Annotated in this window: 23 protein-coding genes; 4 read left to right on the top strand and 19 right to left on the bottom strand. The window is 58.5% G+C overall.

Annotated features, from left to right (window positions below; all coding sequences use genetic code 11):
- Nucleotides 1–118: 118 nt before the first annotated feature.
- Entirely contained in the window at nt 119–883 is a 765-nt protein-coding gene (locus M1D99_RS20680; protein WP_186705267.1) for a GntR family transcriptional regulator, read from the bottom strand.
- A 244-nt stretch (nt 884–1,127) separates the two neighbouring features.
- On the opposite strand from M1D99_RS20680, the gene M1D99_RS20685 reads away from it, so the two are divergent.
- The gene (locus M1D99_RS20685) at nt 1,128–2,318 is read left to right on the top strand and encodes a benzoate/H(+) symporter BenE family transporter (RefSeq protein ID WP_003199555.1); all 1,191 of its coding nucleotides are present in this window, start codon (nt 1,128–1,130) and stop codon (nt 2,316–2,318) included.
- Nucleotides 2,319–2,480: 162 nt separating this feature from the next.
- On the opposite strand, the gene M1D99_RS20690 is transcribed toward M1D99_RS20685, so the two are convergent.
- Nucleotides 2,481–2,825, bottom strand: a complete 345-nt coding sequence (locus tag M1D99_RS20690) for a YggL family protein (protein WP_434576572.1) — start codon at nt 2,823–2,825, stop codon at nt 2,481–2,483.
- A gap of 233 nt (nt 2,826–3,058) precedes the next feature.
- Here M1D99_RS20690 and dacB point away from each other — a divergent pair, with 233 nt between their 5' ends.
- Nucleotides 3,059–4,525 (top strand): D-alanyl-D-alanine carboxypeptidase/D-alanyl-D-alanine endopeptidase, encoded by a 1,467-nt coding sequence (gene dacB / locus M1D99_RS20695; protein WP_186705269.1) that lies wholly within the window; start codon nt 3,059–3,061, stop codon nt 4,523–4,525.
- Between the two features lie 260 nt (nt 4,526–4,785).
- Here dacB and M1D99_RS20700 read toward each other — a convergent pair whose 3' ends face one another.
- Complete coding sequence (locus M1D99_RS20700; protein WP_434571412.1) at nt 4,786–7,170, bottom strand: sensor domain-containing diguanylate cyclase; 2,385 nt, start codon at nt 7,168–7,170, stop codon at nt 4,786–4,788.
- A 142-nt stretch (nt 7,171–7,312) separates the two neighbouring features.
- Nucleotides 7,313–9,583 (bottom strand): bifunctional 23S rRNA (guanine(2069)-N(7))-methyltransferase RlmK/23S rRNA (guanine(2445)-N(2))-methyltransferase RlmL, encoded by a 2,271-nt coding sequence (gene rlmKL / locus M1D99_RS20705; RefSeq protein WP_458130702.1) that lies wholly within the window; start codon nt 9,581–9,583, stop codon nt 7,313–7,315.
- A gap of 531 nt (nt 9,584–10,114) precedes the next feature.
- Here rlmKL and rmf point away from each other — a divergent pair.
- Entirely contained in the window at nt 10,115–10,330 is a 216-nt protein-coding gene (gene rmf / locus M1D99_RS20710; protein ID WP_003223300.1) for a ribosome modulation factor, read from the top strand.
- A 392-nt stretch (nt 10,331–10,722) separates the two neighbouring features.
- Here rmf and M1D99_RS20715 read toward each other — a convergent pair whose 3' ends face one another.
- Nucleotides 10,723–11,742 (bottom strand): quinone-dependent dihydroorotate dehydrogenase, encoded by a 1,020-nt coding sequence (locus M1D99_RS20715; protein WP_458130703.1) that lies wholly within the window; start codon nt 11,740–11,742, stop codon nt 10,723–10,725.
- A 222-nt stretch (nt 11,743–11,964) separates the two neighbouring features.
- Here M1D99_RS20715 and M1D99_RS20720 point away from each other — a divergent pair, with 222 nt between their 5' ends.
- Complete coding sequence (locus M1D99_RS20720) at nt 11,965–13,473, top strand: hypothetical protein (RefSeq protein WP_458130704.1); 1,509 nt, start codon at nt 11,965–11,967, stop codon at nt 13,471–13,473.
- Between the two features lie 172 nt (nt 13,474–13,645).
- Here M1D99_RS20720 and M1D99_RS20725 read toward each other — a convergent pair whose 3' ends face one another.
- The 14 genes from M1D99_RS20725 to M1D99_RS20790 all read right to left on the bottom strand — a co-directional run bounded on the left by M1D99_RS20725 (nt 13,646) and on the right by M1D99_RS20790 (nt 24,983).
- A complete protein-coding gene (locus M1D99_RS20725; RefSeq protein ID WP_434571420.1) occupies nt 13,646–14,083 on the bottom strand; it encodes a hypothetical protein in 438 nt (145 codons plus the stop codon).
- Nucleotides 14,073–14,780, bottom strand: coding sequence for an oxygen-regulated invasion protein OrgB (locus M1D99_RS20730; RefSeq protein WP_458130705.1), 708 nt, complete (start codon nt 14,778–14,780; stop codon nt 14,073–14,075). Before M1D99_RS20730 ends, M1D99_RS20725 begins: the two co-directional genes overlap by 11 nt.
- A complete protein-coding gene (locus M1D99_RS20735) occupies nt 14,752–15,318 on the bottom strand; it encodes a secretion system protein (protein WP_458130706.1) in 567 nt (188 codons plus the stop codon). The genes M1D99_RS20730 and M1D99_RS20735 overlap by 29 nt, the downstream gene beginning before the upstream one ends.
- Complete coding sequence (locus tag M1D99_RS20740; protein WP_434571425.1) at nt 15,305–16,027, bottom strand: EscJ/YscJ/HrcJ family type III secretion inner membrane ring protein; 723 nt, start codon at nt 16,025–16,027, stop codon at nt 15,305–15,307. The genes M1D99_RS20735 and M1D99_RS20740 overlap by 14 nt, the downstream gene beginning before the upstream one ends.
- On the bottom strand, nt 16,024–16,332 hold the full coding sequence (gene sctI / locus M1D99_RS20745) for a type III secretion system inner rod subunit SctI (RefSeq protein WP_434571426.1): 309 nt from the start codon (nt 16,330–16,332) through the stop codon (nt 16,024–16,026). The genes M1D99_RS20740 and sctI overlap by 4 nt, the downstream gene beginning before the upstream one ends.
- 55 nt (nt 16,333–16,387) lie before the next feature.
- Nucleotides 16,388–16,648, bottom strand: coding sequence for a type III secretion system needle filament subunit SctF (gene sctF / locus M1D99_RS20750; protein ID WP_434571428.1), 261 nt, complete (start codon nt 16,646–16,648; stop codon nt 16,388–16,390).
- Between the two features lie 7 nt (nt 16,649–16,655).
- Nucleotides 16,656–17,834 (bottom strand): PrgH/EprH family type III secretion apparatus protein, encoded by a 1,179-nt coding sequence (locus tag M1D99_RS20755; protein WP_458130707.1) that lies wholly within the window; start codon nt 17,832–17,834, stop codon nt 16,656–16,658.
- A gap of 129 nt (nt 17,835–17,963) precedes the next feature.
- A complete protein-coding gene (locus tag M1D99_RS20760; protein ID WP_434571432.1) occupies nt 17,964–18,428 on the bottom strand; it encodes a transglycosylase SLT domain-containing protein in 465 nt (154 codons plus the stop codon).
- Complete coding sequence (locus tag M1D99_RS20765; protein WP_458130708.1) at nt 18,425–19,684, bottom strand: winged helix-turn-helix domain-containing protein; 1,260 nt, start codon at nt 19,682–19,684, stop codon at nt 18,425–18,427. The genes M1D99_RS20760 and M1D99_RS20765 overlap by 4 nt, the downstream gene beginning before the upstream one ends.
- Nucleotides 19,685–20,021: 337 nt before the next feature.
- Nucleotides 20,022–21,812 carry a hypothetical protein gene (locus M1D99_RS20770; RefSeq protein ID WP_458130709.1) on the bottom strand — a complete coding sequence of 597 codons (1,791 nt, stop codon included), beginning with the start codon at nt 21,810–21,812 and terminating at the stop codon, nt 20,022–20,024.
- Between the two features lie 14 nt (nt 21,813–21,826).
- A complete protein-coding gene (locus tag M1D99_RS20775; RefSeq protein ID WP_434571436.1) occupies nt 21,827–22,201 on the bottom strand; it encodes a type III secretion system chaperone family protein in 375 nt (124 codons plus the stop codon).
- Nucleotides 22,202–22,371: 170 nt separating this feature from the next.
- Nucleotides 22,372–23,568 carry a hypothetical protein gene (locus M1D99_RS20780; RefSeq protein ID WP_434571438.1) on the bottom strand — a complete coding sequence of 399 codons (1,197 nt, stop codon included), beginning with the start codon at nt 23,566–23,568 and terminating at the stop codon, nt 22,372–22,374.
- Entirely contained in the window at nt 23,565–23,831 is a 267-nt protein-coding gene (locus tag M1D99_RS20785) for a phosphopantetheine-binding protein (RefSeq protein WP_458130710.1), read from the bottom strand. The genes M1D99_RS20780 and M1D99_RS20785 overlap by 4 nt, the downstream gene beginning before the upstream one ends.
- 45 nt (nt 23,832–23,876) lie before the next feature.
- A complete protein-coding gene (locus tag M1D99_RS20790; protein ID WP_434571442.1) occupies nt 23,877–24,983 on the bottom strand; it encodes an IpaD/SipD/SspD family type III secretion system needle tip protein in 1,107 nt (368 codons plus the stop codon).
- Nucleotides 24,984–24,994 lie beyond the last annotated feature (11 nt).

Raw genomic sequence — 24,994 nt, forward strand, 5'->3', positions numbered from 1 at the left:
ACCGCTTTCGCGAGCAAGCCCGCTCCCACATTTGATCCGCGTATGTCATGACAACACGGTCGAATGTGGGAGCGGGCTTGCTCGCGAAGGGCGCGACTCGGTATGACTGATTCGACCCTCAGAGCTTAGCGGTCGACCGCCCCGGCTTCTTGCTCTGCAACAGATGCGAGAACACCGCGTGCAAGTCATCCGACGCACTTTCCTCGTCGAGGTTGAGCTTGCTGTCGATGTGGTCCATGTGATGCATCATCAGGTCCACGGCCAGCGTGGCATCGCGGGCCTCGATGGCGTCGATCAACTGGGTGTGTTCGTCGTAGGAGCAATGGGAACGGTTGCCACTTTCGTACTGGGCGATGATCAACGACGTCTGGGACACGAGACTGCGCTGGAAACTGATCAGCGGGGCGTTCTTCGCCGCTTCGGCCAGCTTGAGGTGGAACTCGCCCGACAAACGGATGCCGGCGCCACGGTCGCCCCGGGAAAAACTGTCGCGCTCGTCGCTGACCATCTGCCGCAGCTCAGCCAGCTGTTCGGCGGTAGCGTGCTGCACCGCCAGCTCGGTGATTGCCCTTTCCACCAGGCGCCGGGCCATGAACACCTGGCGGGCCTCTTCGACACTCGGGCTCGCCACCACGGCACCGCGATTGGGCCGCAACAACACCACGCCTTCGTGGGCCAGGCGGGACAAGGCCCGGCGGATGATCGTGCGGCTGACTCCGAAAATCTCCCCCAACGCCTCTTCGCTCAATTTGGTCCCGGGCGCCAGGCGTTGTTCGAGGATGGCCTCGAAGATGTGCGCATAGACAATATCGTCCTGGGTTCCGCTGCGGCCGGTCTTACCAGCTCGCGGTTGTTTCTTGAGGGGCTGCAACTGTTCGTTCATGGGCACTCGAGTCGGGAGAACTGCGGCGAATTGACCGTGACTGTAATACGGCACAGCGGGTCGCTGGCAAGTATCGCGTAAAAAACAGCTCGATTGTACACAACCTCTGATGGCAACACGACTGTACGGCTGTTTGCGGGCATGGCTGTATTGCAATCGATGATGGGGTTGAGTTTAGGCTTTAAACCGCAAATCTGTGGGGCTATCAAGCCCAGACAATCTACAACAAGGACCACCGCCCACCATGACCGAAGTCACGACCACGCCACTTCGTCCATTGGCCGACACCTCGCCTTCGGCCATCGTCGCCGGGTTCATCGCGATGATGACCGGCTACACCAGTTCCCTGGTGCTGATGTTCCAGGCCGGACAGGCGGCGGGACTGACCAGCGGGCAGATTTCCTCGTGGATCTGGGCGATCTCCATCGGCATGGCGGTGTGCTCCATCGGGCTGTCGCTGCGCTATCGCACGCCGATCACCATCGCCTGGTCGACACCCGGCGCCGCGCTGCTGATCACCAGCCTGGGCGGCGTGAGTTATGGCGAGGCCATCGGCGCCTATATAACCTGCGCGGTGCTGGTGACGATCTGTGGCCTGACCGGCAGTTTCGAGCGCCTGGTCAAGCGCATTCCGGCCTCGCTGGCGGCGGCGTTGCTGGCGGGGATTCTGTTCAAGATCGGCAGCGAGATCTTCGTCGCCACCCAGCATCGCACCGGCCTGGTGCTGGGGATGTTTTTCACCTACCTGATCGTCAAGCGCCTGTCGCCGCGCTACGCGGTGCTCGCGGCACTGCTGATCGGCACAGCGCTTTCCGGCCTGCTGGGGCTGCTGGACTTCAGCGGCTTTGCCCTGGAAGTCGCGACGCCGGTCTGGACCACGCCGCACTTTTCCTTGGCAGCCACCATCAGCATCGGCATTCCGCTGTTCGTGGTGGCGATGACCTCGCAGAACATGCCCGGCATCGCCGTGTTGCGGGCCGACGGCTACAACGTGCCGGCTTCGCCGCTGATCACCAGCACCGGCATCGCCTCGCTGCTGCTGGCACCGTTCGGCTCCCATGGCATCAACCTGGCGGCCATCAGCGCAGCCATCTGCACCGGGCCCCACGCCCACGAAGATCGCAACAAGCGCTACACGGCGGCGGTCTGGTGCGGGATTTTCTACGGGATTGCCGGGGTGTTCGGCGCGACGCTGGCGGCGTTGTTCGCGGCGCTGCCCAAGGAATTGGTGTTGTCCATCGCGGCCCTGGCGCTGTTCGGCTCGATCATCAATGGCTTGAGCATCGCCATGAGCGAAGTGAAGGAGCGGGAAGCGGCGCTGATCACTTTCATGGTCACGGCGTCGGGGCTGACGCTGTTCTCCATCGGTTCGGCGTTCTGGGGGATCGTGGCGGGGGTGTTGACGTTGCTGATCCTGAACTGGCGTAGCGCCTGAGAGCTTAAAAGCTTCGCGAGCAAGCCCGCTCCCACAGAGGCGATGTGAGCGACACATATCCACTGTGGGAGCGGGCTTGCTCGCGAAGGCTGCCTGGCAAGCAACACATAAATGGCAGGCACAAAAAAACCGGCACCCAAAAGGGCTGCCGGTTTCTGACCATCAAGCGACCGGATTGATCGGCTTTTCTGGATACCAGACGTCAATCAGTGGGCTGACTTCAACGCTGGTCAGCTCAGGACGGGCCTTGAGCCAGGCTTCAACGGCAGCGCGCTGCTCTTCGGTGACCGAGCCACGCTTCTGCAGGCAAACCAGACCGTAGTCGTCACCGCCGACGTAGCCCAGGCCATTGGCTTCCATGGCTTCTTTCAGGAAAGCGTCGAGGAAAGCGTCAATAGCCTCATCGGCCAGATCTTCTTTGAAATCCAGGTTCAGTTCGAAACCCAGCTCTTGAAATTCATCCACGCACAGCTTTTTGCGCAGACGCTGGGAACGGTTAGTCGCCATTGGAACAATCCTCATAAGTAATAACGGCCGGCACTTTACCAGTTTGGTGCGTCGATTGCCCGACTCATCGGGCAAGTCCGTTAACCGTTGGTAAAAAAATACCGCTTCGCTGGGCTTGGGCACGGCACATGCCGTTGCGCCTTGGGGCATAATGCCGACACTTTCATGACCGTTGAGGACGTTCATTTTCATGTCCTCGTATTTTCCCCCTCGCCCGTAGGGTTTTATTTCAAATGATCAAATCTTTGCGTCCATTGCTTCTGGCCAGCCTTCTTCTTCCCCTGGCCCTCCCTGTCACCGCCCACGCTGCCACGATCAACACCGCCCTATCGCCCAACGTACAAAAGGCCCTCAAGGCCAGCAAACTGCAGAACGACGCCCTGTCCCTGGTGCTGGTGCCGCTCAACGGCCCCGGCACGCCAACCCTGTACAACGCCGATGTTTCGGTCAATCCGGCGTCCACCATGAAACTGGTGACCACCTATGCGGCCCTGGAGATGCTCGGCCCCAATCATCAGTGGAAAACCGAGTTCTATACCGACGGCACCCTGAGCGGCGGGATCCTCAACGGCAACTTGTACCTCAAGGGTGGCGGCGATCCCAAGCTGAACATGGAAAAACTCTGGCTGTTGATGCGCGATCTGCGGGCCAACGGCGTCCAGCAGGTCACCGGCGACCTGGTGCTGGACCGCAGTTTCTTCATCCAGCCGCAACTGCCCGAGTTCAACGACGACGGCAACGACGAAAACAAACCCTTCCTGGTCAAGCCCGACTCGCTGCTGGTCAACCTCAAGGCCCTGCGCTTCGTCGCTCGCAATGATGGCGGCCGGGTGCTGGTGTCGGTTGAGCCACCGATTGCCAGCATTCGCATCGAAAACGTGGTCAAGGCCATCAACGGCAAGCAATGTGCCGGCGGTGTTCGCTACAACCCCGTCGCCCAGGCCGATGGCAGCATGACCGTCACTGTCAGCGGCCAACTCGGTGAAGGTTGCAGCTCCCAGACCTACCTGTCACTGCTCGACCACGCCACCTACACCGCTGGCGCGGTGCGGGCCATCTGGAAGGAATTGGGCGGCAGCATCCAGGGCCAGGACCGCCTGGCCACGACCCCGAGCAACGCCAAGGTATTGGCCCGGGCGTTCTCCCCGGACCTGGCGGAGATCATCCGCGACATCAATAAATACAGTAACAACACCATGGCCCAACAACTGTTCCTGAGCCTGGGCGCACAATTTCGCAACGAAGCCGACGGTGACGACGCGAAGGCTGCGCAACGGGTGGTACGCCAGTGGCTGGCGAAGAAAGGCATCACCGCACCGCACCTGGTGATGGAGAACGGCTCCGGCCTGTCCCGCGCCGAACGGGTCAGCGCGCGGGAAATGGCTGCGATGTTGCAAGCCGCCTGGCGCAGCCCGTATTCGGCGGAGTTCATCAGTTCGATGCCGATTGCCGGCACCGACGGCACCATGCGCAAACGCCTGAAGACCACCGCCATGGCCGGCGAAGCCCACGTCAAGACCGGGACCCTGAACACCGTCCGCGCCATCGCTGGCTACAGCCGCGACATCAACGGCAACACTTGGGCAGTGGTGGCGATCCTCAACGATCCAAAGCCATGGGGCGCTTCGTCGGTGCTGGACCAGGTGCTGCTGGACCTGTACCGCCAGCCGAAACTGCCACAGACGGCTTCGGTGCTCTGACCCAGCACATACCCAATGTGGGAGCGAGCCTGCTCGCGAATGCGGTATGTCATTCAACATCGATGCTGCTGACCGACCGAATCGCGAGCAAGCTCGCTCCCACAGTGAATCGGGCCATACACAAATCTTGTGCCCACTGAAGATCAACTGTGGGAGCGGGCTTGCTCGCGAAGGCGGTACAACATTCAACCATTGTGTTGACTGACACGCCGCATTCGCGAGCAAGCCCGCTCCCACACTTTGACCTCAATATCCACTGGCTATCCCAGCTGCGTCTCGACCCGATCCCGCCCGGCCTGCTTGGCCGCATAGACGCCTGAGTCGGCCCTGAGCAGTAACGCATCGGCGCCCTCCCCGGCGCGCCAGGTGGCGATGCCGAAGCTGGCGGTAACCACCCCGACATCGTCGATGGGCGCAGCCCGCAAGCCTTCCCACAGCCCCAGCGCCAGGGAATAAGCGCTGTCACTGTCGGTGTCCGGGCACAGCACCACGAACTCCTCCCCACCCAACCGGCAGAACACATCGGTACGGCGCAACCGTTGGATGATGCGCTGGCAGAACGCCTGCAACACCCGGTCGCCCACCGCATGGCCGTGCTGGTCGTTGATGCGCTTGAAGTGATCGATGTCGAGCATGATGACCGCCAGCCCACCGGAACCGCGCTCGACCCGGGCCATTTCCGAGGTCAAGCGTTCCTGAAAATAACGGCGGTTGCGAATGCCGGTCAGGGCGTCGGTCACGGACAAGGCCCGCAGCTCTTCTTCCACACGCTTGAGGTCGGAAATATCCGAGATATAGCCATGCCACAACACCCCGCCGCCAGGCAGTTCCTCGGGGGTGGCCTCGCCGCGCACCCAGCGCAGCCCACGCAAGGGTAATTGCACCCGGTACTCTTCCCGCCATGGGCTCAAGGTATTGGCCGAAGCACGGATCGAAGCGCGGACGCGCGTACTGTCCAACGGATGAATACGCGAGAAAATCGCCTCGGCGTTCTGCACCAGTACATCGGGTTCCAATTCATAGATGTCGCGGATGCCGTCGCTGGCATAGATCACACTGAAGCGACCATTAAAATCCATCCTGAATTGGTAGATTCCCCCGGGGACATGGGCGCTGAGCTTTTTGAGCAGCAGGTCCCGGGCGGCCAGGGCTTCGTGGACGCGCTTGCGCTCGGTGATGTCGATGCAGATCGCCAGGTGCCCGACCCACAGCCCCTGCTCATCGAGCATCGGCGTGGCCAGCATGTTCACGGTCAGGTGACTGCCATCGCGGCGCACCAGGGTCCATTCCCGCGCCTGCTGCCCACCCTGCTCGCCGCCCTCGAGCAGCATCGCATGGCAGGTAGGAATGGGTTTACCAAAGCGCGCGCCAAGCTGAGCGGCCCGGGCCTGGAGTTCGCGCGGCACATGCAGGCTCTCCAGGGTCATGCTTTGCAGCACCTCGCAGCTCGGGTAGCCGAGCATCTGCTCGGCGCCGGCGTTGAAAGTGGTGATGACGCCGCGCAGGTCGGTGGCAATGATCGCCACCTGGGTCGCGGCATCCAGCACACCGCGCAACTGGCCGTGGGTACCGCGCAACTCCTGCTCCCGGGCACGCAGTTCGCCGGTGCGTTGTTCCACCAGTGCCAAGGCTCGCTGCCGCTGGCTGACCAGCACATAGAGCAATGCACTGAGCAGCAGGCTGAGCAAACCACCGAGTATCACTATGCTCGTGACCGAAGAATGATTGGTCGACAGGAACACCCGGCTGGGCCGCAACTCCACCCGGTAGTCGCGATCGGCCAGGCGTAGCAGGCGCGTCGCCGACAACTCGCTCTGGCCCGGCGGGTTTGGGGATTCGAACAGCGCCTCCCCCCCGTTTTCGCTAGACAGGTCCACGACACGCATCGACAGATTGTCGTGACCGGGCGCCGGCAGTCCGTCGCCCGCCAACTGACGCATGCTGATGGCCGCCATCACGTACCCGAACGGTTCCCTGGCCGATTCCCGTATAACCGGCGCGACCAGCAGTACCCCGCGGGTGAACATCGGGTCGGCCCCCATAAAATCCAGGGGTTGCGAGGCCGCGACCCCGCCACGCTGACGCGATCGCTCGACGGTGGCACGGCGCAAGGGTTCGGAAAGCAGATCCAGGCCCAGTGGGGGCCCGTAGGCGCTCCGACTATGAATGTAGAGCACCGGAACGTACTCGTCCCGTTCGGCGGCCAGTTGCAGGCCACCGTGGCCGTCCGGCTCGCGAATCATGAATTGAGCCCCACCGTCGGCCTGCGCCTGCCGTTCGAACGCTTGCCGCTCGTCCCGAAGGACCCTGGGCGCCCAGGCGAAGGCCCGGGTACGACGCATCAGCGAGTCGGCGTAGCCATGGAACTCATTGCTGGCTACCGCTTCGGAGTTGGCAAAAAAACGCCCGAGGCTGTCGAGAAACTGCTCCTGGTCCTGGAACTGTTCCTCGATGCGGCTGAAGCGCTCCTCGACTTGCAGCTCGAAGCGCTCGCGCAATTGCCGATTGAACAGGTCCATCATCGCCCAGCTCAGCACGCCGGTCAGGCAGGTACCGGCCAGCAGCACCAGCGAAGCCACCAGCCAGGCCGAAACGTCTTCACTGATAAAGCCCAGGATTCTGGGGCGCACCTGATGCAATGCCATAGACACAACTCGCAAAGGTACCAGGCATAGGCACAGCCCTGGACACAGCCTAAGTTATAGCTATTCGCCATCACTTTGGCCAGTCCCTAAATGAGGCTAGAAGCCTTGAACTACAAGGCTCCGTGGATCCAATCGATCGCCTTCAACGCGCCATGATCTTCCAAGCGCGGTGGATCTTGCCGTTGCGGGCGAAATCCGGATCGATGGTCTTGGCAGTGATCTCTTCCACTGCATAGCGCTCGCCGAGGTTGTCCTCGAGCTGGAACTTGCGGAAATTGTTGGAGAAGTACAGCACACCGCCCGGCGCCAGGCGCGCCATGGCCAGGTCCAGCAACTGGACGTGGTCGCGCTGCACATCGAACACACCTTCCATGCGCTTGGAGTTGGAGAAGGTCGGCGGGTCGATGAAGATCAGGTCGTACTCGTCACGACTGGCTTCCAGCCAGGCCATCACGTCGCCCTGCTCCAGGCGGTTCTTGTCGGAAAAACCATTGAGCGACAGGTTGCGTCGCGCCCAGTCCAGGTAGGTTTTCGACAAGTCGACACTGGTGGTGCTGCGGGCACCGCCCTTGGCAGCGTGGACGCTGGCGGTCGCGGTGTAGCAGAACAGGTTGAGGAAACGCTTGCCGGCTGCTTCCTTCTGGATCCGCAGGCGCATCGGCCGATGGTCGAGAAACAGCCCGGTGTCCAGGTAGTCCGTGAGGTTGACCAGCAGCTTCACGCCGCCTTCGTTGACCTCGGTGAACTTGCCTTGGGCGCTCTGGCGCTCGTACTGCTTGGTGCCGCTCTGACGCTCGCGGCGCTTGATCACCACGCGGCTCTTGTCGACGTTCAGTGCCTGGGGAATGGCCGCCAAGGCATCGAACAACCGGGCCGAGGCCTTTTCCGGGTCGATGGACTTCGGCGCGACGTATTCCTGGACGTGTACCCAGTCATGGTAGAGGTCGATGGCCATGGCGTATTCCGGCATGTCGGCGTCGTAGACCCGGTAACAGTCCACGCCTTCACGCTTGGCCCACTTACTCAGCGTCTTGAGGTTCTTTTGCAGGCGATTGGCGAACATCTGCCCGCCTTCGCTCAACCGCGCCTGCTCGACCACAGGGGCTGGCGCCGGCGCCGGCTTGATCGGGTTGCCGTTCTTGTTGTACTGGCGCTCTTGTGGCACTTCCGGGGTTTGATCGTAGGCGGCCTGCTCACGCTCGGCCTGGCGCTGTTCCGGAGTGCGACGCTCGCCGGTGACGAACTGGTCCGGCAGCACCTTGATCAGCAGCAACTTGCACGGCAAGGCACCGTTCCAGAACGAATACTGCTTGTGGCTGCGAATGCCCATGCGCTTGCCCAGGTCCGGCGCGCCGGTGAACACCGCCGCCTCCCAGTTCAGGCACGCCTGGCGCAGGCGCTCGCCGAGGTTCTGGTAGAGGTAGAGCAGGCTGGCTTCGTCACCCAGGCGCTCGCCGTACGGCGGGTTGCAGATCACCAGGCCCTTCTGGTTCTGGTCCGGGCGCGGCTCGAAGGTGGCGACTTCGCCTTGATAGATCTTGATCCACTCGCTCAGGCCCGCACGCTCGACGTTATTGCGGCCCGGCTGGATCAGCCGAGGGTCGGCCTCGTAGCCACGAATCCACAACGGTGGCTTGGCCAGTCCGGCGGCGGCGCGCTCGGAGGCTTCTTCGTGGAGTTTCTTCCACAACGCCGGCACGTGGCCGAGCCAGGCGGTGAAGCCCCACTGCTGGCGGCGCAGGTTCGGTGCCATGTCGGCGGCGATCATGCCGGCTTCCACCAGGAACGTGCCGACACCGCACATCGGGTCGGCCAGCGCCCCGCCTTCAGCGGCAATGCGCGGCCAACCGGCGCGGATCAGGATCGCGGCGGCGAGGTTTTCCTTCAGCGGCGCGGCGCCTTGCTGCAGGCGATAACCGCGCTGGTGCAGGCTGTGGCCGGAAAGGTCGAGGGAAAGGATCGCTTCGCCGCGGTCCAGGCGCAGGTGAATGCGCAGGTCCGGGTTGAGCTTGTCGATGGACGGCCGCTCGCCCGATGGCGTGCGCAGCTTGTCGACGATGGCGTCCTTGACCTTCAAGGCACCGAAGTGAGTATTGTCGATACCCGAGCCATGGCCGCTGAACTCAACCGCCAGGGTGCCATCGGCCAGCATGTGGTCTTGCCAGTCGACGTCCAGCACGCCGTGGTACAGGTCTTCGGCGTCCTTCATCGGGAAGCGCTTGAGCACCAGCAACACGCGGTTGGCCAGGCGCGACCACAGGCACAGGCGATAGGCCGTTTCCATGTCGGCCATGCCGCGCACGGCCGAAGTGTGCTCGCGCGCCTCTTCAAGGCCAAGCCCGACGGCTTCCTCGATCAGCAGGCCTTCAAGGCCCTTGGGGCAAGTGAGGAAGAGTTCGAAACGATCGGACATGGGATTTCCAGAGCCTTTGGCTAAGTGGACCGGGCAACGCATTGCCGGGCCGGGTTCAATCAGGTGCTTTTCTCAAGAGCACCCGTGTGGCACGAAAGTGTGCCGTGCCGCCCTCGCCGCTCAGGTTAAAAGAGCTTAGATGCGAAGGCAGATAAAAAATTCTGTGCAACAAATTGTGAAAATTCGACCCTTTCGTCGAATAGTACCCGAGTGCAACGGGTGGACATTCTCATTCAAGGAAAGCCAGTCCCCTTTGGCGCAGGGCCGATCATACAGGGGTCTTGCTCAAAAGCGGTCAACGAACATCAAGTTACTTATCGCCCTAACATCTTTATTGTTACGTGCTTATGACAAAACGATCATTCCATCCCTGTGACGCTTTGGTTAGAACTCAACACAGGTTGACGTCGCAACGGCGTCAACACCTCGGCTCGTCACGCCGGCAACGAGCCACCAACGGCAGAATGATTCTGCCCCGGCCTCGATAGAGGTCGACGCTAAGCAACAGTCAACAAGTGAGGGCAACACCCTATGAGAAGACTTAAGCGTGATCCGTTGGAAAGAGCATTTTTGCGTGGTTACCAATATGGCGTTGGTGGTAAATCCCGTGAGCTTTGCCCCTTTACTCTACCGTCGGTACGTCAAGCCTGGATCAATGGCTGGCGAGAAGGACGCGGCGACAACTGGGACGGTATGACCGGCACTGCGGGTATCCACAGACTCAACGAACTTCACGCCGTCGGCTGACACAGGGCTTATTACTCAAGAACTCGACAATTTGACATCCCAATCGATTTAACCACGCACGTCCCATCCGGGCGGCGGGCTACGGCCCAGGGGGCTCCTTCGAGGAGCCCTTTTTAATGCCTGGGTTTCATGAACGCTGTGAGTGCCTGAGCTTCATGGACACTTACGAATGCCTGAGCTGTGAACATTATTGTGGCGAGGGAGCTTGCTCCCGCTGGGCTGCGCCCTGTAGGAGCTGACGAGTGCAACGAGGCTGCGATCTTGCTCCAGACAGTTGAGTCGAGAGCGAACGACCAAGATCAAAAGATCGCAGGCTACGCCAGCTCCTACAGAGTCCAGCGGGAGCAAGCTCCCTCGCCACAATGGATCAGCGCCGAACTTTAACCTTCGCTTCAACCCAACGCAGCAATCGCATCCACCGACTCACGAATCAACGCCGGCCCCTTGTAGATGAAGCCCGAGTAAACCTGCACCAGGCTCGCCCCGGCGGTGATCTTCTCGGCGGCGTGCCGGCCCTCGGTGATCCCCCCCGCCGCAATGATCGGCAAGCGCCCCGCCAATTCAGCGGCCAGCACCTTCACCGTGTGGGTGCTCTTGTCACGCACTGGCGCGCCCGACAAGCCACCCGCCTCGTCACCGTGCTCCAGCCCTTCGACGCCTTCGCGCCCCAGGGTCGTGTTGGTGGCGATCACTGCGTCCATGCCCGTCTCGATCAGGGCCTGGGCTACCTGGGCGGTCTCTTCGTCGGTCATGTCCGGGGCGATCTTGATCGCCAGGGGCACGTGCCGGCCGTGGGTCAACGCCAGTTCCGCGCGACGCTGGGCCAGGTCGGCCAGCAGTTGCTTGAGGGAATCACCGAATTGCAGGCTGCGCAGCCCCGGGGTGTTGGGAGAGCTGACGTTGACGGTCACGTAGCTGGCGTGGGCGTAGACCTTGTCCAGGCAGATCAGGTAGTCGTCGACGGCACGCTCCACCGGCGTGTCGAAATTCTTGCCGATGTTGATGCCCAGCACACCCTGGTACTTGGCCGCGGCCACACGGGCCAGCAGGTGATCGACGCCGAGGTTGTTGAAGCCCATGCGGTTGATGATCGCCTCGGCTTGCGGCAGGCGGAACAACCGTGGCTTGGGGTTGCCCGGCTGTGGTCGCGGCGTGACGGTGCCGATTTCGACGAAACCGAAACCCAACTGCGCAAAGCCGTCGATGGCCGCGCCATTCTTGTCCAGGCCCGCCGCCAACCCCACCGGGTTGGGGAATTCCAGGCCCATGACCGTCACCGGCACGTTCGCCGGCGCCTTGCACAGCAAACCGTTGAGGCCCAAACGCCCGCCCGCGCCGATCAGGTCCAGGGACAGATCGTGGGAGGTTTCCGGGGAAAGTTTGAACAACAGCTGACGGGCCAGGGTGTACATGGGTGGGTTTGACTCTGGGCGATAAAAAGTGACGGGATTATACCGAGCAGGAGCGCCAGCGGCGAGAAACGCGTTGATTCCGAGGGCCATCTTTGCGTCGACGCGCCGCGGCCCTTGCCTCGGAGCGTTATTTGATAGTTGAAAGCGCAAAAAGCCTGCAAAAGATCGATGTAGCTGCAATGGCAGCCCCCCGGTAGCCCTCTGTCACACAGGATAAGAATAATGCCCGTCTCATCTTTAGGTGCACCTATAACTCAATACACTCCAGATGAATCTGCTCGCACCGGCAAACCAGACACGGTCATTGATATCGAAAGGGGCTCAACCGACACCATTGTCGAGATGCTCTACGAAGGTATCCCTGCCGAGCAGAGAAGCCAACTCTCACCGCAAGACACAGCAACCGCACTGAAGAATCTCGAGGAGGAACTCAATGAAATCATTACAGAGCTGAAAGATAGCGCCGACATGCGCGTTCATGCATTCATTGAAGGCATCGAATCGAAGATAAACGGCGATGCCGATGGCACGCATTGCAACAATGATGATTCGGTGAGCATTGACATGAGTATGGTCGCGTGCTCAACCCATTTGCCACGTTCCAACGCATCCATACAACGCGCCCAAACCATCCTTGATCAGCTCAGTCATTTCCTAGGCAAACTGACCCGCAACGAATTCGAAGGCGATCTCGGGCGCTGGGCCAGCAACCTGACTATTTCCGGGCTACGCACCGGCTTGGTTACCGGCGCCCTCACGGTGATTAGGCAACTGGTCGGGTTCGCCCTGGAAAAAACGTTCCAATCCAACGCCACTTCGCCACTGACACGCAGTGTTATCGGTGCGATTGTCCAGAGTGTCGGGCCGCTGCTGAACATCCTCGGCGCGATCAGGGACGAATACAATGGAACCGCAACCCTCGAAACGCGCGTGGCGAGGGTCCTCACCCTCACAATATCGGCCTTGGCTCTGGCCGCTGCCATCGCCGTGCCCTCCGCACTGCCGGCATTGGCGTCCTCCGGCTCGCAAATGTTGTTCTACACATTTGCCCAGGATCTGGTGAGCCTGTTCTGTCCCACGGGTGACAATACAAAACCCAACCCCGGTGGCACGGCAGCCGCAGGCGCACTGAATGCCACGCTACAGTTCCTGTCCTTCACCGCGATGAACTACACCGCTCCACACTCCGGTGCCGGGTATGCCATGGCCCAGGGGAGCAAACCTCCATCGTCAGAAACGGAAGGTTTGGCCTTTCAATTGTCGGCCTGGGTGGAACAACAGGCCAATAGGCCGCATGATCCGAATCTGTCGGTGGAGGCCCGGGCCGAGCAAATTGCCGAATCCCTGGCCCCGGTACTGGGACACGATTTATTGCGGGGCGTCTACAACGCCGGGGCCGACGTCGCCGGGCAACTGCTCATGGGCGAAGTAATGCACGCCTTCCAAAAAAATCCCTCTGAAAAGCGCTTTCGGATTAACCCCATTTCTGTACGAATGCCTACTGCCGAACAGGCGGCCAATCAACTCCTGTCCACCAATGCGATACGAACCTCCGTGGGCCAGATAATCATGGCCGTCGTCGTCTCCGCATCCCGCTACTTCTCAACCTTGCCCATTTCAAAAGAAATGGTCGACCATATCGCCAACACACTGGTCGCCGCCGTCGTGTTCGCGGTACGTCCCGGCACCGCTTACATCAATGAACGCACCACTCCCCCAGCAAACGCTTGATTCATTGGATTGCCTGGAATACGTCGTGGCGAGGGAGCTTGCTCCCGCTGGGCTGCGCAGCGGCCCCAAGAAAGGGCCGCTTCGCGCCCCAGCGGGAGCAAGCTCCCTCGCCACGAAATCACTGCCTGCCCTCTCTTCCTTTAACAGGTAGGCATCGCCCATTTTGCCGCCTTCACCACTCACTCTTCTCCCAAGCCTCATCCCCCATCGGCTGGAACACATCCCGCATAAAACCCTTCACGAAAACATCCATCGCAAACGCCAACCCATTGGCACCGCTGATCTCCTTGTAGATCTGTGACTTGTCCAATCCCTCGTCCTTCAATCGCACCAAGACCTGCAATGTGATCGCCATCAACGCCTGGGCGGTGGGGTACGCTGCCGTTGTGCCATCCGGCCCTCGCAACGTACGGAGGAACTCATGAATCGCCTTTTCCCCCTGCCCTTCCATCGCCAGCAGCAATTGATACAAATGCTCGAACTCAGGGTTGGGACGCTTGCTGTCAGGTGTTTGCTCGCTGGCCGCCAACAGCCGTGATTCCAATGTCTGGACCGGAGCATTCGCGTCGTGATCGAGCAGGCCGGAAACCATCATGGATTCAATCTTCATGGCGCACCTCGGCAGGGTCGGTTGGCGAAGACTCGATGAAGCTCGCGCACACATCCGCCAGCGCCTGTCTCGAGGCCTGGTCCAGGGATCGAACCGTCGCCGGCAAATTGGCGATGCTCGCCAATAACCGGGACTCCAGCCGTTCCCGGGTCGTTTCAGCATCGAATTCCAACAGTTGATCCGCTAGCCGCAGCACATAGCGATCCTGCGGGTGGTATTCAACAATCAGTTCACCGGCCCGTTGCCTGCCCAGGCTTTCACGCAGCGCTTGGCTGCGCGGGCGACAATGCAGCGGCAACAACAGATGCAGCACCGCGCCCGAGTCGCCCGCCTGTCCGGCCAGCCAGCGCTCGAGCATTTCATCCAGCCACTCGGGGCGACTCAAGGCTTGCCCGAGCAGATCACTGGCGGCCCGGGCCAGATCGTTGCGCAATTGCAGCCCGAAGGTTTGCGTCCTCAGCAAAGCGTCGGCCAGATGCTCGCTCGCCCGCAGGATGCCCTCGGCATAACCCTGTCGAAACGCCTGCGCATGCACGGCCTCGGCGTCGCGGAGGGCCTGTTCGACGCACTCACGGGCGCGGCGCTGGGCTTCGAGCTGCAAGGCATGACGGCGACGGGCGGCGGCTACGTCTTCGCGAGCCAGATGCACGTCTTCGTCCAAGGGCAAATCAGTCAGGGTTCGGATGGAGTCGAGCATGCTGCACCGCCAAGAAGAAAAGGGTTGGGGCCGGTTGAGGAATGGGCCATTGCTGGTGCAAACGAACCACCGGCTCGGAAAACTGCAAATCGAGGCGTTCGAGCAAAAGATGAGAGACCTGGTCGCGCCAACCCCACAACGCGTTGAGACCGGCCGCTTCGACCTGTGCCATCGAAACTGGCGCACGCTCGATCGGCAGGCCGCCTCGCGGGCCCAGGTCGAAGCTGGCAAACCTTCGGACCGACCCGGGCAAACCCAGCAGCACTGCGCCTCGCGCCAGCTCGGGCATCAAGCGATAAACCCCCATCAACCGGGCGATATAGGGCAATTGCCGCCAATAACGAACCCATTGCTTCGTCACACCGGTCAACGGCACGGAAGGCCACGGCCCTTGCAGTCCCAACCCTTCGAGCAGGATGCGATTGAGCACGGTACGGGCTTCGATTCCGTCGAATTCCGCAGATACGACCGTGCGCTGGGGGTGCAGATACCCCAAAGGTTCGGCGAGGATTTGCTCCAGGCACTCAAGCTCCGACATCACGCCGTCCTGCGCTTGACTGGCGATAGACCCAAGCGCCACCACCGGCCAACAGCACCGCACTGGTCGCCGCCAACCACCACGGCCACGGCGAGCGCCCCGACGTGGCGACTACCGACGGCGCCACATGCTGGATCGGGGAACGTTTGGACAGCACCACCGAAACGTTCTCGTACTCCACCGCCGCAAAACTGTTCTTGAGAAAACGCTTGATATCGGTGATCAGCAATTGCGGTTCGACATCGGGCTCATGCAGCACCACCGCCGCAAGATGGATAGGCGGCGACTTGCGCCCGCCCTCGCCGGCATCCAGGTCGTAACTGACATGGACCCGCGCCGATACCACGCCTTCGAGCACACTCAGCGACTGTTCGATGCGCTGCTCCAGCGCTGAATACAAGCGGGCCTTTTCAGCACGGGGCGAGGCCACCAGGGAATCGGATGGAAACATCTCGGCCACTTGCAGGCGTGGCCGGGAGGGCAATGAATAGAGATTGAGCAGATCGACGGCAGCGGAAAAATCGTGGGCGTCGATTTTCACCGCATAGCCGGTTTTGCCAGTGTCGACTTTCACCGCCGCGATGTTGTTGCGTTGCAGCACCGACAGCACTTCATTGGCCTGTTGCTGATCCAACCCTTCCAGCAGGTTCGGCTGGCGACACCCCGCCAGCGCCAGGCACAACAGCAGCAACAACACGCCCGGCTTCATGATGCGCGCAACAGGGTTTCTGCGGTGCCTACGGCTTTGCGCACCAGCACGTTGAGCAAGTTGATATCCACGTTGTATTGCCCTGTCAGCTCCTGCAACTGGGTCAAGACTTCAGGGTTGGTGACATCCGGGCGCTGCAGCAACCGATTGATCGCTGAAACGTCCTGTGCGCTGTCTACGGCGGAACCGGCAAACGCTTCGATCATTCGCGACTCAAGTGAAACGATCGGGCTTTGCTGCGGGCCACGCAACTCAACGAGGGCGGACCGCGCGATAAGGGAAGGGTCGAGGCTCTGGAAGGGCATACGGTGTACTCATGAAAGGGCCACCGTCTTGCGATGGCCCGTCGAAGGGAAAACGTCAGCGAGCGGCCTGGATGATCGCCATGTCGATATCCTTGAAACCCTTGATCGTGTTGGTCTGGGCGTTGCGGAATACCGTGTAGGAGGAGAACGCGGTCTGGTAGGCCGCTAGCAGTCCGGGGTTAGAGGCATCGTTGTGCAGCTTTTCAAGCGCTTCGTCCAACGCCTCTTTGAGCTTCTTCGCCCCTTGCTCGAACGCGTTGGCTTGCTCGCCGAGAAAGTCGTCGGGAAATATGATGGGTAAACCGATATCAGCCATTGCTCACCTACTGTGTCTGTTTGGAAAAAAGCCAGGACGAAGGGCTCGTCTTGACGTAGCCCTGCGGGCCGGTTTGAAACGACTTGCCTTTGAGCACGTCGTCCCTGAGCTCGACAGTGAAATGCACGTAGCGATCACCCCACTGCCGGTAAAAATCGTCGACGTACTGGCGTGCGGCGGCCAGCTCGGCGTCCTGCAGGTTGCCCTCGATGGTGTACGAGACAGCATCCGTGTGTTCGACCCGGCTGAAGGTCAGTGCGAGACGTTGCAAGCCGCCCTGAGCCCGATCGGCGAGTAGCGCGTCGTCCTGCATCTGCACCACCACGTCGCGGGCATAAGGTGCCGCCGCGAGCAGCACATCGAGCAGCTTGGCCTGCTGGTCGGGCGTGAGCAGGTTGCGTTGCGCGCTGAGCAGCAGGCGCGGCTGCGACGGTTCCTTGAGATCGAGAAAATGCCAAGCCAATTGCGGATCGTGATCAACCAGTACTTGCTCCAGCCGACGCCGCTCCTGATCCGGCAATAGGACCTTGCCGTGCAGGCTGGCGTGGCGCGCCAGCACCTGTCGGCTCCAACCGGCACCGCGCTCCGAAGACACGAAGACATAAACCCCATCGTCACGACCGCGCAGCACCTGGACCGGCGCACTGGCGCCAGCGATCAGGGCTCGAATATCGGTTTCAGGCGTCGGTCCCGGTATCGAGCCGATACTGACGGCCACGACCAACGCAACCAGCGCCAGGGCACCGCCGCCCCATCGGGTCCAACGGGCATCAGGCCAGCGAATGGCAGCGCCACCAGCGCGTGGGCTGTCCTGTGGCTGAGCGAGGCATTCAGGCGCCCAGGGTTGATCCCCAGGGCGCAGGGCCACTTGCAACCCGCCAAGCTGCACCCTGGCCTGGAACGCATAGTGGCGCATTTCGACCGAGTCACCGAGCAAACGCACCGGCACACCGTCCGACCTGGCTTGGTCGGCCAGCACCTCGAAGTTGCAGCCACCTTTCTCCAGGGGAATAAAAATGGCATCCGCCGGAACGCTGGCGGCACCTGCGCCATCCCCCCACATCGCCACGGCCCCAACGACGAACAGGGTCGTGCCCTCGCCAAGCGGAAACTCGCAGCCCTGCAACGGACCGTTGAGGATCCGCAGGACGCAGGGCTGTAATGGGGGGGCCGTCGGGACTGTCACCGTCCAAACTCCAGGAAGGTCGAATGAGCAGGTAGGTTAGAGGGGGCGGTCGCGGGATTCCTGATCCAATTCTGTCGATTGCATACTGCAAAGGATCAGAATCCTGCACGGGGCCCGTCCGTGACGCCGTCAGTCCCCGGCCTGGGTGATCACTTGGTAACGTTGCCAGACTTTGCGCGCATAACGCAGCCGCGCCGCTTGGCGATCCGGGGCATTGCCGGCGTTGTAGGCGCCGACCGCCGTCCAGTTGTAACCGTAACGGGCGATAAACCCGGCCAGCACCGAGGCACCGACCTCTACCGACAGGCAAGGCTCATCCAGCAGGCGTTGCTCGGTGATGCCTTGGGCGCTCAAGCGCGATAGATGAATGCTGTTGATTTGCATCAGCCCGATATCGCGAGTGCCATTGCGGTTGTGGTTGATGGCGTCCGAGCGCAGGCCCGATTCGACTTCAGCAATCGCTTGGAGCAGTTCGGGCTCGATGGCGTGCAACTGCCCCGCCCTGCTCCAACACCAGGCCTGTGCCTGGGGCGTGCCAAGGCCCAGGCCAAGGCACACCGGCAGGCACAGCCAGGTTTTCCGGCGCCGCTTCATGCCAGGCGCCTCTCGCCGATCCAGGTCGGCTGCTCATGAATGCGCACCCGCAAGATCTGCGCCCGGACACAACCCGGGTCATGTTCCAGGCACTGGTCGATCATCTGCGCCGCCTGCTCGTTGCGTCGCCAGAACCAGTGATGCCAGGCATGAAAGTACAGCACGTCAACCTGGTCGGCCGACAGCTGGCAGCGCCGGAACAACACCTGGGCCGCCTGCTCGCAGCCGCGCAAACTGGTGAGCAACGCCAGGCGCGTCAGTGCGGGGATGCTGCCGGGGTCCAGCGTCAACGCACTGGAAACCGCCGCATGCGCCTCTTCGATGGCACGCTCCGGGTCACCCAGGCCCATCATCGCCCGCCCCAGCCACACATCCGCCAAGCCACACCAGGGCGGTGCGTATCCGGCGTCGAGTTTCAAACACTGCCTGAACAATACAAGGGCATCGCACAGGCTTTGCACCGTGTGCTGCTGCACGCTGCACAACCCATTGAGATACGCCACCGCCGCCGAATAGGACCCGCAGCGATCACCGACCGGACGCAACCCGGGTACACGCTGGGCAACCAGGCTTGTCAACACGCCCAGCGCTTCCCCAAGATCACAGGCATCCAGCGTCTGCCCATGCAGCAGAGATTGATCGCAGCCACGAATCAACTCGACCGACCAGTGTTGCAACCCGCCCGCGCCAATAAAACGCCCGTTCAAGCAATAATCCGCCGACAACCGCCCGGCCAACGACCGCACATCATCCGCGGCCCCGCAGGCCGTGATTACCCCAGAGGGAATGACATGCAACGCCTCGCCGAACGCCGTGGTCAGCTGGCGAATCATCAGGTCTTGCAGATCCAGCGCGGCGATTTCGTCCAGATTGCGCAAAGGCAACACCGCCAACGACGGCGCCACCGCCCTCGCCTGGCTCGCCACGTCGAGCTCGACCACGGAACCGGTGAACCGATAGCCCTGGCCATACACTGTGGCGATGTAATCCTTGTTCTCCTTGAACAACTTGCGCAAGGCATAGATACATCGGGTCAACGACTCCTCCGCCGCATCCATCCGCGGCCAGACCTGGTCCAGCAAATAATCCTTACTCACGACCGTGCCCGCCGATTTCAACAACAGGCGCAGCACGTGCAATTCTTTGGGTGGAACATGAACTCCTTGTCCATCTCGCATCAGCGTTCCGTCGCTTTGCAACAGCCAGTGGTCAAAAACGAATGACTTGGCCGGGGTTTGATCAGTTGCACTGTCCATACGTTGAGACTTCTCTATAGAAAGTTACTGAAGCGCGATTGAGCCTGTGGTAGACACAGGCTCGGGATGGCGAGCTGCGTGACTATAGGAAGATGCGTGGGGAGATTCCGTAGGACAGAATCCATACATCATCAAGGAAAACACCTTTACGACTGTAGGAAATTACGCCCGAGCTAGCCAAGATGAACTGAGCAATGGGACCCAAAACAACCAATATGTCTCAAAAACTCGAGACACCAGTAGCTGTTGGCGTAGCTGATAACCACAGTTCAAACTAACAAGCCAGCCTAGCACGAAAACCGCCCCCCTTATTAAGCCCAGATGAATAAGCGTGGGTTTAGCTTTTACTTGGATAAGAGATACTATCCTTACCCCAGACTCTCATAGCCGCGTCAATAGCGGTCCCGCCATCCACCATCGCCACCAGCAACTGAAGTTCCTGCCCACTTATTTGTCCTTCACGAAGATCATCTTGGATAGAACCGATTCGCCCCTGTACATCTCGGACTTGACTTCTATCAGAATCAGTTAATTTTTTTCCACCTACAACGCGAGAAAGATTCTCCCTGATCAGATTATTCAGCACCACCTCAGTATTACCCTTCAAATACCCAGTCGTATTCTCAACAATCAATCTATTATAGGGAATACCGCCTTGCCAGCTCGCGTGCCTTTCGGGCGTAAACATGTTTTTGTGCTCTAGATAAATTATATTATGCCCCATCAGCGCAAAAGGTTCTAAAGCACCACTTCTAATTCCTATAAGGCCACCGCCTGTGCGCTGTAGAAGACGATCCATGAAATACCATTGATTCTCTCGGGGCGCCAACAAACGCTCACCATCAACTTCTGCCGACCAGAACTGACCAATATGAGGCCGTGCGGATGGCCGAAAAGGTTGTCGATTCATCCAAACTTCAGTACCATTTTCATTTTTCGCTCTATTCAGATAAGTATCCGCAACCAAATACACATCCTTACCTTCTTTCTCAAGTGCATCCGCAATCATCTCAAACATGAAAGGTCTTGAGATCGCCTCTGCCTCTCGCTCATTAGCATACTCACGATCAGCAATCCACAAAGCAATCGCACCCTCCTTTATTTCTTGATGCTCGACTACACTATTGACAAGACTATCAATAACCACCTTATCCGTCAGAGAAACCAGCTTACTTAACTTCTCACGTATTTCCGAATGCTTCTTATCTTTTCCCAACCCATCTTCATTACGAAAATACCTATTCAGAATTTCCGTTGTCGCTGACACATGAAAAACATGCTCAGTTTTATCCGTAGAATTGGATAGCGGAGACAAAAAACCAGATTGGTGCGAAAAGCCGGCACGAGTCTCACCTTCGTCTAAACTTTCTCGAGCCTGCTTTAAGCTTCCCCCCTTGTAAGAAAGTACCGAAACACGTCGACTTGGGTCAAACTCACCGTTAACCGATAGCGCTTTTTCCACGACGCGCGCAGCCTCTTCTGCACTGGCTTTTTCTTTTGCGTCCCCCTCAGTATAAGCGATCGATATTTTTAACCTAGGCTCGACCAAGGCCGCAAAAATAAGACTATAGCGATCACCAGTGGCATACCCGGGCAAAAAGACATTTATATCTCGCTCACTATCGGTCAATAATTTTTCATAAGGCATATCACGAGAGTGAAGATAGGCGATACCTTGAAGCGTTGAGCTATCCATACAAAAAAACTGATTATCGACAATCTGCTGCTTTGAAATCACAGAATCTAATTTAGCGCTTATCTCTTGCGCTTGCCTAAGCGCCTCACAACCTATTTCCCGCTTAACTCCAAACCCCTCACATACCGACTCTTCATATAATCTATTTAGAAACACTTTCCTATCATTGCTTTCTAGACCCTCACCAAAAAAAACCCCTTCACCATCTACCGAACCCTCGGTATCAAACAATGATATACACTTCCAGCCTGCAGCAAATTTTTCCTGATTACGATCAAGATCAAACTCCGGGGATATCTGCTCAGCTTCGACTAACGGAGAAGGAAGCTCACTCCTTATAAATAGTCGATTCGGATCTCGAGACAGGTCGTTTTTGCAAAACCTCTCCGCACCAACTGCCGTATTAATAAACATTCCAATCGTATTTGGCACTTTCTCTTGTCCACCTATGTTCGTCCATCAGAAATATGCTGATGCAAACCTACTAGATACTTAAGAGCATCGACTACTTGCAACGCCGTCACGCACTCAACCATCGTTCGGTAATAAAGTCTAAAAACCCCATCCGCACCAGCTCCAATCCAAGCCCCACGCATCATTTTGTGATTTGCGTTCATATTGAGATAGTAGCTGCTTACTTCCTCCACACTATTCGGCGCGATGACCTCACTATAAATGATCAAGCATCGATCAACAGACGAAATCTCAATAGTCCATTTTTGTTCATTACTCGCAACCAGTACTACACCAAGCTCACTTAAGCGGCCTTCAATATTCAGACATTCGCATACTTCTTTTACTAACAACCCAGCACGTTCCAATGTCCCCCTCCCCTCCAAAGCTAAAATTAGCTAGCCACTCGGACACCGACTGGTCAATTGCTACCGACCCTTTACAAATCGATAACTGGCAGCCCTTCATTACACCTTGAAATTAATACAAAATCGACCGCAGCCCACCGACGAAATCACAATAACCCATTATATTAAACTCACGCCGCGTCTATTTTTACTGCCGCCGCACCTTTTAACATCTCGTTTATAAGGCTTGTTGCCGCTCCACTCCCTAGCAGACTCCCCGCATCTTGGGTGGGACTTTCCAGCGCCTGCCTTAGATCTTGGCCCATATACCGTAGAATAGTTTCGGAAACCTCCAACGCGCTGTGATAGCCCACTCCGATGAGGAAAGCGGCTGCACCCGAAGCTCGCGCAAGTTTTTGATCTAGCCTATCCCGCGATACATCACCCCGTGACACTTCGTGAACAGGATCATTTTTTCTTATGATGCCCATAAACTGCTCATCATTGGAGTCGCCCCGTAAAACATCCCATGTTTGGAGAATCTCTACAGGAGACACCGACATATGCCCAACCAAAGGTTCTATGGTATGCAACACTCGACTTTCACTGATATGTGCAATTTGCCATTCAACGCTCGGAATTCTTAACTCCGATTTAATGCCAATTAACCTATCTGCTTTTTCGCCGAAATTATGGACCCCGTTTAGCCGACTGAGCTCATTGAACGGACGGCTACGCTCTATTTTTTTCAGTGGTCCAGAAACATAAAAATCCCCGGCAGCTTGAACGCTACGGATAACTTGCTCTGTCAATACGGGCAGTTTTCGCTCAATCATTAAAGTATGAAAACAATTCAAAGCGTCTTTCTCGGCAACCTCGGCGGCGTCTATGTAAAGGGCTCCAATGTTACCCATCGAGGCGATGGCTATGGCACGCGCCAAACCAGTAACCGTGCTCGATGCATCAGGCTCTCGGCACTCATCGCGCACTTGAGCAAGCGCATCAAAAAAAGCTTCTAGGTCCTTCCCGAAAAGCAATCCACCCTCGACAAACAAACGCCGGGTTAATATCTTCTGGTCTTCGGTTTTTAGATCCCGGATAAGATCAAGTAATATCGCAGCGGCCTCGCCGAGCTCTTGTACAAGCAAGCGTCCTGGATAATATAGAAGTGTTCTTGCAGCGACGGTCTGAGAGAGTGCCAACTCAGCTGTCGTCGTATCCTTTTCAGAGCGTAGAGCTGGATCAACATGAGGTTGTATTGGTTCAGGAAATGACAGAGTATTTTTGCCTGACTGTACGCTAATTAAATCTTTCGATAGCCGTACCAAGGTGAAAGACTCATCCCGTTTAACACAAGCAGGTTCGAGGGAAACATTTGTGATTCTCATAGTAAATTTATGCCTCTCGTGCCCACCACCGAGCTCACAATATCAGCCACGGTTCTCCAGCCCTCAACCTGCTCCGAAAGCAGAGTTATATCGAACACTTGTTCAACAATCATTGTAACTTCTACCATATCTATCGAATCAGCACCCAGATCTTCTACCAATCGTGAACAACCGACCACCTCTTGTTTATTAGTCCTAAAATAGCCTGATAGCAATTTTATCAACTCACGCTCGGCGACCTCCTCACACATAACAAAACTCATAAGTTACCCCACCTTCTAATAACCAATATTTCGTATGTAGCCTCATCAAAAATTCAACATTGCCCTCAACATATCCGCAAACTGATTCAAATGCGCCGACAACGTTTTATTAAAATTGTCATGATAAGAATTGGCATTCGAATACTTCTGCGTAAACGACTGCAGCATGTTCTTCATGCGTTCCTCCTGGGCGTTGAAGCCGGTTTGCCAGGAGTTGAACTTGGCGGTATCCCAGGTCACCGTGCCGCCGCCCGACGGCAGACTGCTTTTCATCGTTGTCAGTGGCCCGGTGTCGATGACGACACACCAAGGACCGTTCGGGGCGGGATTCTGCTTGAGGCAACTCGCAGGTAGGCCCAGTGCCTTGAGCCAGTTTTCCGCCTCTTCCTTAGTGGCACCTGTTTCAGGTGGTTTTGGAAAAAGGATGGCGGCGGCGTTGGGTAGGGAATATTTCGCGATCAGTCTATCCAATGCATTGCGCAACGCGCCCACATTCAACTTGACCTCCTTGCCGTCGTTCGCCCCTTCGATCCAATCCTTCATCATCGCGGTGATTTCGCTGTTGAAGTCGGAAAAGAAGTCCGAATATGCCGCAATGATGTGCTCGTAGCCCGCGAGGTAGCCGTTCTTGATCAGGTCGATCAGTTCGAGCAGCTTGTCGAAGAAGTCGTTCGAGGCGTTGATCGTCGCATCCAAAGTCTCCGCGATCTCACGGGGCTGCTTCTCTTCCAGGTGTTCCTGAAGGGCACGAAGGATTTTGCTGTATTCATCATCCAACTGCTGGCGCTGGCTTTCATCCAAGAGCCCTGTCTTCTGGCTGTGGGTCATCACGGCACCGCACTGGCGCACCTGCACGGCCCACATCTGCGCTCGGTCACGTTTGGCGTGGATCTGTTCGACGAACTCCGCGACGAGGTGTTGTGCTGTGGTCTCGGCGGCCGTGCCTTCTAAAGACTTGGCAATGATTGACGGGCACTTGAGCAAATGACCCAGGCTGCGATTCATTGCGTTCATGGACCGATCGAGCAGATGCGTCAGGGAACTGACCGTTTGACTCTCAGCGGGTACGTCCACAGGCGCCGCTGTATCGGTGATGGCCTCCACGTTCGGCAGCAGAACGATTGGCGAACGAATGGATTGATTGATTTCCATAGACCACTCCC

The organism is Pseudomonas sp. R3-41, from assembly GCF_054161485.1.